At 53.0% G+C, this 10,366-nt stretch carries 5 protein-coding genes; 3 read left to right on the forward strand and 2 right to left on the reverse strand.

Going from position 1 to position 10,366, the window contains the following annotated elements:
* Positions 1-17 precede the first annotated feature (17 nt).
* Positions 18-1,127, reverse strand: a complete 1,110-nt coding sequence (locus R3196_RS03175; RefSeq protein ID WP_318935198.1) for a PepSY-associated TM helix domain-containing protein — start codon at positions 1,125-1,127, stop codon at positions 18-20.
* Between the two features lie 19 nt (positions 1,128-1,146).
* The gene (locus R3196_RS03180; protein WP_318935199.1) at positions 1,147-3,300 is read right to left on the reverse strand and encodes a TonB-dependent siderophore receptor; all 2,154 of its coding nucleotides are present in this window, start codon (positions 3,298-3,300) and stop codon (positions 1,147-1,149) included.
* Positions 3,301-3,433: 133 nt separating this feature from the next.
* Between R3196_RS03180 and R3196_RS03185 the strand changes: the two genes are divergently transcribed.
* From R3196_RS03185 to R3196_RS03195, 3 genes are all read left to right on the forward strand, one after another.
* Entirely contained in the window at positions 3,434-4,177 is a 744-nt protein-coding gene (locus R3196_RS03185) for a ZIP family metal transporter (protein ID WP_318935200.1), read from the forward strand.
* A 141-nt stretch (positions 4,178-4,318) separates the two neighbouring features.
* The gene (locus tag R3196_RS03190) at positions 4,319-6,970 is read left to right on the forward strand and encodes a hypothetical protein (RefSeq protein WP_318935201.1); all 2,652 of its coding nucleotides are present in this window, start codon (positions 4,319-4,321) and stop codon (positions 6,968-6,970) included.
* Between the two features lie 39 nt (positions 6,971-7,009).
* Complete coding sequence (locus R3196_RS03195; RefSeq protein ID WP_318935202.1) at positions 7,010-10,222, forward strand: poly-gamma-glutamate biosynthesis protein PgsC/CapC; 3,213 nt, start codon at positions 7,010-7,012, stop codon at positions 10,220-10,222.
* Positions 10,223-10,366 lie beyond the last annotated feature (144 nt).

A 10,366-nucleotide genomic window follows, 5' to 3' on the forward strand; every position in this document is an offset into this window, starting at 1 on the left:
TACTGCGCCCGACTATTTTACCTGTTCTTGCGGACGCGTTTGTTGCGGCGCTGGTACCAGAGGTAGGTGCCGGTGATGGCCAGCAGCAGCGGGATGAGGCCCACGATGCACCAGATGATTTTGACGGTCAGCCCGCCCCAGGTGCCAAAGTGCAGGCGCCGGAAGCTGTCGAGGGTTTTGGCGCCGATGCCCTGCTCGTTCAGGTTATAAGTGCTCAGATACTCGCCGGTGAAAGGATCGTAGTTCGACACGCTGCCGTAGTTGCTCAGCAGTGGGTTTTCCGTCGGCGCCCGACCGAACACGGTGAACGGCAGCTCCGGCTCAAACGGATACAACAGATAAGTTGGCTTAAAGCCGTCGATGCGCTGCTGGCTGTCAATAACCAGGGCGTCAATATTCAGATCGTCCGCATACAGCCGCTTGGCCATGATGTGGTGTTCAGCGCCGTCCCCGTGCTCTTTCCACTCTTCGTAGTAGATAATCGCACTGTAGTAGCCACCGGTAATACCCAGAATCAGCAAAACTGGCGAAGCGAAAGTACCGAACATTTTGTGCAGATCACTGAATACCATCAGCATCCGCTGGTTCCAGCGCAGGGTAAACAGCCGCGCCCAGAAGCGCCGGTAAATGATCAGCCCCGAAATGCCCATGAATACTAAAAACAGCGCCAGGATAAAGCTGATGATCAGGCCTAAGTGCTCGTCCAGGCCCTTAATGTCGTTCAGCAATAACGTGTAGTGCAGCTCCACCAACCAGTCGGTCAGGTAATGACCGGGTTCAGCCGGGGCACTGAGCACTTCGCCGGTATAGGGGTTCAGATAGCTTTTCGACCACTCATCCGTGCCGCGCTCAATCACGAAGATGCGATCAGCCTCATCGTGGCCGGCGGGGAAGATTTCCCAACTGCCCATTTCATAATCGGGCAGCTGAGCGTTTATCTGCCGGTTCAGTTCAGTCAGTGACAAGCGTGGCTGGTCGGTGGGCTCCATATAAGCCAGATCCGAGAGCAGCCAGGCGTCGATTTCTTTTTTGAAAACAATGATACTGCCGGTCAGGCATACAACGAGAAAGGGGACCATAAAAATGATCCCCGCCCAACCGTGCCATTTATGAAGCGTCTTTCGCATCAGTCAGAAAACCTATCTTTTAGAATAACCAGGTTAGGGTAGCTGAGTAGTTCCGCTCGGCGCCATAGAAACCCTGGGTTGGCCACAGCAGACTGTTAATATATTTCTCATCAGTCACATTATTGGCATTCAGACTCAGGCTCAGTGCATCATTGAAGCGATAGCTCGCCATCAGATTCAGGCGCCCGTAGGCATCCTGACGGGTGATGATCGCTTCACCGGCATTAGCATACATGCTGCCAACCAACCCCTGGAAGCGCGAGATGCTGTCCTGCCACTGATAGCTCATACCCAACTTCAGATTTTCCATGGTCGCCGGCGTGTAGGTTACCGAGCCGCGGAACAACTTCTCCGGGGTGTAGTCTTCAACGGTTTCATCACCGTCTACATCAAATACAGTGGCTGCGATGCTACCTTGTAAGCCGTTCACGATTTCGCCTGCCAGCTCAGCTTCAAAGCCTTTGCTGCTTACACCCGCTGCTGCGCGGTATACCGTTTCGGGTACACCAGTGTTCGGGTTCATCACCGTACCATCCGCAACGGCCAGGTCTTTTTGCTCGGTGTCGAAGTAAGCCGCAGACAACATGGCGCCTTCGAACAGTTCCATTTTCACACCCACTTCAGCGTTGGTCCCGGTCAGGGGTGGCAGACGTTCGAAATTCGCGTCACGCTGGTTCTGTGCCATGAAGGTTTCGGTGTACGACGCATACACAGTCGTCGCATCGCTGATGTCGTAGGTTACGCCGAAGTACGGGATAAACTGGGCGTCATCACGGCTCTGATCCACGCCATAACCAATACCATCGGTGGTGAATTCATTGTAACGGCCACCCACCAGCACCTTCGTGTCAGCATTAACTGAGAACCGCGCCTGGGCGTAAACTGCCCGTTGGGTGTTATCAATTTCACTGCCGCTCAGGCCATCGGTGAACTCCGGGAATGGCGTGTTACCGTTCCAGTCAGGCAAAGCTGGCATTGCCGGAAATCCGTTGCCGGTATGAAAGTCATAAAGTGACTTATCGGTGTAGTCCAGGCGCGCATAGTTGGCACCGAATACCAGTTCATGGCGCGCGCCAAAGGCAGCAAAGCTACCACTGACATAAGCGTCGATCGTGTCTTGTTTATCATCCAGATCATACTCGCTGGCATAGCCCACCAGACCCAGTCCGGTCTGGGGGTCCAGGCCTGCGGCAGGGTCCGGCAGATAGGTGTAGAACAAGAAGCTGTCTTCATCAGTGCGCACGCGGTTATAGGCTATCCGCAGGTTCCAGTGCGCGCTTAACGCGGTTTCGATATCAACAAAGCTACGGCTTTCCTGAACGTTCCATTCAGACCAGTCAGCCGCAATATTCGTCGAGCGGTCGAAGTTAGTCGGGGTGCCATCGCCGTAGTAGAGGGTAACCGCGCCCCACATGTTGCCGTCCGCTTCGCTGTCGTGCTCGCTGTGGCCAAGGGTGATCAGGGTGTTGTTTGTCGGCGCGTAATCGATCACGCCGTAAACCACCTGAGTCTGGTTCTCATAGCGATCCAGATAGGATTCGCCTTCATCACCAACAACCACTAAGCGGCCGCGCAGTGAATCGTTAAAGGCGCCGGATACATCACCTTCCAGGCGCGTACCGCTCCAGGAGCTGACAGTGGCATTTACTGAGCCACGAAAATCTGACGTTGGCCGCTTGCGGATCAGGTTAACCGTTGCTGCCGGGCTACCGACACCGGTCATAACGCCATTGGCTCCGTGCACCACTTCAATGCGGTCATAAAGAGCGGCATCCATGCGGCCGTGGGTGTTGCTGTTAATCAGTGGCAGGCCCAGGCCATCAACCTGGAAGTTGTTCAGTTCAAAACCCCGTGACGAGAAATACGTGCGGTCGGTTTCAACTTGCTCAACGTTGATAGTCGCGGAGTTTTCCAGCGCACTGTTCAAATCGTGCAATGCAAAATCTTTCAGCTCTTCGCTGGTGATCACAGTCACCATCTGCGGCGTTTCTTTAATGGTAATGTCGAGCTTAGAGGCCGATTCCTGCTCTTCAATCAGATAGCCGCTTTGCTGCTGACCGGTGATCTGCAGCCGCTCCATGACTTCATAGGTTTGTGGATCAGCAGCGTGAGCTACTGTAATGGAAATTCCGGTAGCTGCCATTCCCAAAGCGATCGCTGATAATGCTTTCACGGTGTGCACCCTTTCATTTTGCTGGTTACGAATTGATGGGCGCAGATATTATCGCAAATGCGAATGATTCGCAATACCGCATTTGTTTTTTTCTTTACTACTATGAGGGTATTCATTTTTAGCAGGAGTCACTATGAGTCTGGAGGTCAATCTTTTTAGCGTATTTATTGCAGCGCTTATTACCGCGCTGGCAACCGGGCTGGGTGCCATCCCTTTATTGCTAACCCGGCAGCTTAACAAGCATTGGCTTAGTATAGGTTCGGCGATCGCCGCCGGCCTGATGCTGGCGGCCAGCCATAGCCTGACGTCTGAGGGGTTTCATAAAGACGCTGTACTGACCATGGCAGGGATGCTGACGGGTTTGGTACTGATTGTCATTGCATATCGCTGGATTGACCGACAAGGCTCGCCCCATGTGCGTGAGTTAAAAGGTGCTGATGCGAAAAAAGCCTTTCTCATTATGGGCGTAATGATCGCCCACTCTTTTGCTGAGGGCGTGGGGGTCGGTGTTTCCTACGGCGGTGGCGAAACCCTGGGTGTTTTCATTACCACGGCTATCGCGGTACATAATATTCCTGAAGGCCTGGCCATCGCTTTAATTCTGGTACCGCGGGGAGTATCTGTTCCCTGGGCGGCGTTTTGGGCAGTCGTTAGCAGCTTACCGCAGCCGCTGATGGCGATTCCCTCCTATGCCTTTGTCACTATCTTCGAACCCGTGCTCCCCTTTGGCTTCGGCGTGGCAGCCGGGGCCATGATCTGGATGGTGTTTGCCGAGTTAGTACCTGACGCCAAAGAGGATCTGACCTCGGAGCAAATGGGGGCCATCATTGTTCTGGCTTTTCTGGCAATGTTGGGAATTCAGCTGATAATCGCTTAATCATTAACGCCAGCTCGAACAATAAATTGGTATCAGTGATCTAAAACGCTATAGTAATGGCTAAACATACAAATCTTTAACTATTGGCGAGCGCTTGACCAAAAGCCTGTTCGTGCAAAAAATTTACCATGGGACGTTGATGTGAGATTAACGGGTTTAATCACTGATTTACTTATCGGAGCCATGACGGTGGCGGCTGTCCTGATGCTGTCGGCGAGTACACCTCTTGGCATCTTCAATGCGAAGCTGGCTGATTCATTTCTTTACGTTTCGCCAGCACCGGATTTCTCGCCAAAGACCCTGCTGATTGAGAACCGGGGCAGCGCCAATCTCGCTAACGCCGACATCAACTATCTGGTACAAAATTTAAACGCTGCCGGTGCCGAGCATATTCTGATCCTGGATAATTCGACCAACACCATTCAAAACGTTTCGGGCTGGCCCGGCAATGTGCATGTGGCATTCTCTATGAACCAGGATTTCATTGACGAAGATTCCAGTTTTTTGAAGCTTTTTGAAATCATGCTTGGTCAAAGTTCCCGGTCATTTACGCTTGAGCAAAGCGACAACTCGATTTTATCTCTGCTTACTGACAACAATAGATCCGGTGAAGCTTTGCCCGACTCCTACCAGGGCTACTTCAATTTTTCCATCCGCCCCGGCATGCTGCCAAAAGTGACGGCAGAACAAGCACTTGCTGGTGGCATCATCAAAAGCCTGGTGGCTGACAAGCTGGTCTTTATTCAGGTTAGTCCCAGCAGTCAATATGAACGCTTCGACATGCCGGATTCGGTGGAAACCGCCTATCTGACCTATCCCGAAATGCAGGCTCTGGCGGTTGAAACCTATATTCATAATTTAGACCTGGAAACATTTCCGCTGGTCCTGATCGCGTTATTTTTGCTGGTCGCTTATTTTGCTGCCTTCTTTTTACTTCAGGTATTTAACAGCAATGGAATTTTGCTGTTTGAAGGGGCGCAGCTTCTGGTCGCCCTATTGCTGGCGTATGTTCTTTTTGCTGGTTTCCATCTGGTGTTCCCATTTGGCGAGTTGTTCCTGATTCAGTTGGTGGCCTTGCTGCACTTTTTAATGAGCGAACGCCGCCGTGAAACGCAGATCTTAACGGCTCGCGCAGCAAAACTGGACACTCGTCTGAGCCAGCGCATGCTGCCGGGCTCCTTTATGCACTCCGACGATCCCTGGAAGAACCTGCATTTGTTTATTGATCAACATCTGCATATGAGTCGCTCGATTTTGCTGGATCGGGTCGAAGAAGATAACCGGGTCGTGGCGATTCACTCGCTGAATTGCACCACCGATGACATCGAAGAGCGCCGCCGGGATTTCCGCCGCGAGCCATACAGCACCGCAGTGCGCACGCAGCGGCCGATCCAGCTCAAATCGACGAATTACTTCAGAAACGTCAGCGAACAGGAGGTCGAATACATGGCTCCTTTGATGTTTGCTGGCGACGTGCTGGGCTTTTGGGCGCTGACCATAAAACCAGAAACAGGCTGGAATCCGGTGGTCTTTGAGCAGAACCTGCAGAGCTTCGCGCGGGAGCTGTCGGAGCTGCTTTATCACCGCGATAAGTTTCTCGAGACACGCAAAAAAGAAAGTCGTACGCTGCGCCAATTGCTGACGATGAGCTACGCCTTGCGTGAGCAGCGCCAGCTGGATTCCGCTATTGAGCTGCTGGAGCGCCGACTGGGGCTGTTACAGAATGTATTCAGCCGCAGTAGCTCGGGGCTGGTGCTGTACAACCTGTTCGGTCAGGTGCTGACCTCCAATCGCGAGATGGATGAAATCGCCAGCGCGCTGGATCTTAAGTTCTTTACCATGAGCGCCCATGATCTGTTGGTTGAGCTGACCGGCGAGCCATCGGTTACCGTAAAGAAAATGATGCTGCAGCTTACCTTGCATCACCGCGTTATCGAGTGGCCGATATCCAGCCCCAAACTTGAATCGGACTACATTCTGCGGGTTCTGCCCATTGAGCGCGAAACCCAGCATAACGAAGAAGTATCGCCCTTTTTGCTGGCCGGTATTTTGTTTGAATTTGTCGATGTGCATTCGGTGCAGCAGGCAGTGGAAGGCCGGCGCGAACTGCACCGCTACTATTTTGATCGGCTCGAAGCAGACTTCAATACCATGCGCCAGGTTACTAAAGAGCTCGGCCAGGTCATCGACGAACAGCACCGTGGTTTCATCAAGCAGCTTAATACCGTGCTGGTAAAAGCGCTGGAACGCAGCAGTTCCGTCGAAAAAATGCTGGAAATTCAGCAGCACAACAATGAAGTATTCCCGGTCAAGCCAGCCAAACTTATTGCTGAGCGCGAACAGAAGTTACAGGACCTGCTGAAAGATAAAAATATCCGGTTTGAATACGACTGGCCTGAAATACCCGTGCTTGCCCTGGTGTCAGTGGAACCCTTCAAACACCTGCTGGACACCATCCTGACCCTGCTGATTAACGATTCCGATAGCGCCGATGGCGTCATTCAGGTCACGATGCGTGACTGTTTAAAGCAGGGCAGCTGCCGGCGTATCGAAATTCACTTCGCCAATAAGGGCTTTGGGGTGCCGCAGGAGCAGCTGGAAAACACCCAGGCAATGAGCAATATCGAGCTGGCCAGCGAAAGCAACCCGCTGTTTCAAACGCTGTATCTGGGCCGTCAGATTGAAGAATGGGGCGCCAGTCTGGAAATCTCCACCGGCCTTGGCAAAGGTTATGAGATCAGCCTGTTCCTGCCGACGTTTGAGGCCGATATCAGCAGACCGAACAACGGATGAGAATGCAGACGCAAATGAGCAGGGAGTGTTGATGGCATAATGAACAGCTGGTTCCCATTAGAAATTTTCCCGACCGGAGGCCTGGCCAGTTCGGTCGTCACCACCGTCTGGATTGGCGTAATAGTGGTGGCTTTTCTGAACCTGCGTTTTGGCACCACGCTATCGGGGCTGGTGGTGCCGGGTTATATCGTGCCGTTGCTGCTGGTTAAGCCGACTGCTGCGGTGGTGATCATTGTCGAAAGTATTATTACCTACCTGCTCACCCGGGCCATTGCTGACCGCATGCTGGTGCGCTTTGGGCTGGGTGAGTTTTTCGGCCGCGACCGTTTTTTTATTCTGATCCTGGTCAGTGTGCTGGTACGAGTGATATTTGATGCTTACCTGCTGGTCGAACTCGACGAGTTTTTAATGCAGCGTGGCGTTGAATATGAGTTCCGCAGCAACCTGCATAGTTTTGGCCTGGTCATTATTGCTCTGAGCGCAAACCAGTTCTGGAACAGTGGTCTGAAACGCGGTCTGTCGACCTTAATCGTCCATCTGGCAATCACTTATGCCATCATCAGCTACCTGTTGATCCCGCTGACCAACTTTAATATCAGCACCTTAAGTTACATGTATGAAGACATCGCCACCAATATCCTGGCGAGTCCGAAAGCTTATATTATTCTGATCACCGCAGCCTTTTTATCCTCGCGGCTAAATCTGCGCTATGGTTGGGACTTTAACGGTATCCTGATTCCCAGTCTGCTGGCACTGCAATGGTATAACCCGATCAAAATATTCACGACTTTTGTGGAAGCGTTCGTAATCTTATTTATCGCCATTGCCCTGTTCCGCTTACCGATAGTGCGCAACCAGAATATTGAAGGGGCGCGCCAGCTACTGCTGTTTTTTAATATCAGTTTTGTCTATAAGCTGGTGCTTGGCTTTATCGTGATCAGTTGGTTTCCGGGCCAGAAGATCACCGATCTCTATGGCTTCGGCTACCTGCTGGCAACGCTACTGGCGTTAAAGATGTATCAGAAAGATATCGCCATCAAATTAACCCGAACCACAGTGCAGACCTCGCTCTATGCCGCTGTGGTGGCCAGCCTGATTGGTTTTTCACTGACCCTTTATAATCCGGTTAATCCGCTGGCCGCCGCCCCCGTTGCCGAGCAAAAGCCCATTCGGACCAGTTCCCAGCCGTTATCCGATGTGATCGAGCGTACCCGCCAGATGGGCTATGCCTCAGAAGCTGTCAAACGCGGCGTTATCATCTCGCCAATCGTTCTCGATCAGTTCCGCGAAACTATTTTAGCGATTGATTCGCTGCCATCCGCACCGTCAGAGTCACAGCTTAATACCGTCGCCGGGCTGGCGAGTAATTTTGATTATGAAGCTTTATGGGTGCAATCGCGCTACATCGTATTACGCGATAGCCGACCAGAGCGAGGCTGGGGCTTTTTTGTATTTGATTTAGACAGTAGCGGCGAGTTGGCCCTGCAGTTCCCGACCATAGTAGACGAACGCGTGACGGCATTAGCGATGGTGCCCTTATTTGAGCGCCTGCAGGCCCGCTACCTTGCGGTGGCTTCGGCGCGGGCAAAGCGGGCACGGGATGGCAGCGACCAGTTACTCTTTAACTCGCAGACTCTGTTCCAGGTCTTTCATCAGTCATTGTCGGTAAATAATGCTCTGCAGGTTCGGGAGTACTCAAAAAGCCTTGAACGCGAGCTCAATGTCAGCGGCTCCGAAACCACCATGTGGGTGAAAGATCGGCCACCGGCCGACTTATCGCTGCAATTAATTGAGCGGCTGGTCAGTGATTATGAGGTGATTTTTGGCAAACCTGATTTTCAAAACCGGCAACGTGAAGTGGCGCGTTACGGCTTTGCCGAGTTATTCCTGACCCAGGAAGCCATGCTGTCAATTCTGGCCAAAGCCTCAGTCACCAATGGCGTGCAGACTGTCGCTAATGAGCAGCAAATAGCCGGTTACCTGCTGTCATTTTTACAGGAAAACAAAAGCCTGGTGGCAGGCAGAAATACCGAGCAGTATGTGGTTCCTCAGCAGGCCGAACTGCTTTACTTTGATCAGGCAGTACTCGGCCCGCTGTTTATGGTCATTGAACGCTACCAGCAACCTGACTGGCTGGCGCAATCACGGCCGCTGATCAGCCAGATCGCGGAGTCGGCAGCGCAGCTTGGCTACCAAATCATTCTTTACCGGCACCTTTCCAGCGGCTCGGAATACTTTATTCTGCGCGAGCAACTGGATAAACAGGAAACCAGCCTCCGCCACTGGGGCACTTATGTATTTAAGCTTGGCCCAGCGAGCCCCTACGTGATTGAAGCGCCGTCGCCGTTGTTTGAGACCGGCACCTTTGAGTTCGCCGGCTCATTATTTCAGCAAATGGAATCACGCGCCCTGCTGGTCAGCGGTGCGCACCCCATGGCCAATACCGACGGCTCAGCGCGGGTGCTGTCGCGCAACAATCCGCTGTCGCTGTTTAACCTCGTGCATCAGGCCACCCTGCGCCACTACACAGAACAGGGCCCGACTGCGGTGCAGGTGCGCGGTTACAGCACCGAAGATGCAACCCGTATTGATCGGGTTCGCCTTAGCTTCTATGAACTGAACAAACCCTTCGCTCCGCAGGAGCCCGCCTTTGTTCAGCTGCGCACTTATCTGAAGTCAATTCTGGCGCGCGCTGGGGCACCGGCCGCCGACGAATTGCTTGAAGTGGCGTCTCCTACGTATACGGCGCAAGCGCTATTCACCCGCTTTGTGCCCTCAGCACATTACGCCGAAATATGGCTACCACGCAGTATCCGCGAGAGCTTCCGTACTCTGGAAGAAAATTCGGTGCTGTATCAGCAGATCCTCGCGCTGAATATCCCGGTTAAAGAGCAGGATGTCGCAGCGGCCTTGAGCGAATACCGCTTTACCCGCGTCGGTTCGGCAACACTGAACAGCATCAGGCAACTGCTCAATGCGTTCGAGCAGTCGCAGAACATCCAGGCTCTGGCCACGTTGCAGCAGCGCTTTGCTGGGTATAAAACCGAACTCTGGCCGGACACCGAGTCACTGCAAAGCTATCTGGTCCTGCTGGCCCCTGAACAACCCGCTACTATAGCGGCGGTAAAAAATATCAGCCCGCTATCCACAGCTACCGTTACCGTGCCCGGCGATGGCCGGCCCGAAGAAGCCGTTATTCGTCGCTTTATCGACACCAGAGCACAATGGCTGCATGCGGAGGTGAGGCCATGAGACTAATCGGTCGCTTGATAATGCTGGTCGTTCTGCTGGTGTTGATCGCAGCGCTCTGGCAGGCCGTTGATGACATAGTCGGCCAGCTTGAGCAGCGCGATGTCGAGCCCTGGGAAGACGACTATGAGCGATCCATTACCTACA

It is taken from the genome of Pseudidiomarina sp. (assembly GCF_033722695.1).
Taxonomy (GTDB): Bacteria; Pseudomonadota; Gammaproteobacteria; order Enterobacterales; family Alteromonadaceae; genus Pseudidiomarina.

Bases quoted from the DNA above. Each gene is read 5' to 3' on its own strand.
- R3196_RS03185 (WP_318935200.1), top strand. From the start codon at position 3,434: ATGAGTCTGGAGGTCAATCTTTTTAGCGTATTTATTGCAGCGCTTATT.
- R3196_RS03195 (WP_318935202.1), top strand. From the start codon at position 7,010: ATGAACAGCTGGTTCCCATTAGAAATTTTCCCGACCGGAGGCCTGGCC.
- R3196_RS03175 (WP_318935198.1), bottom strand. From the start codon at position 1,127: ATGCGAAAGACGCTTCATAAATGGCACGGTTGGGCGGGGATCATTTTT.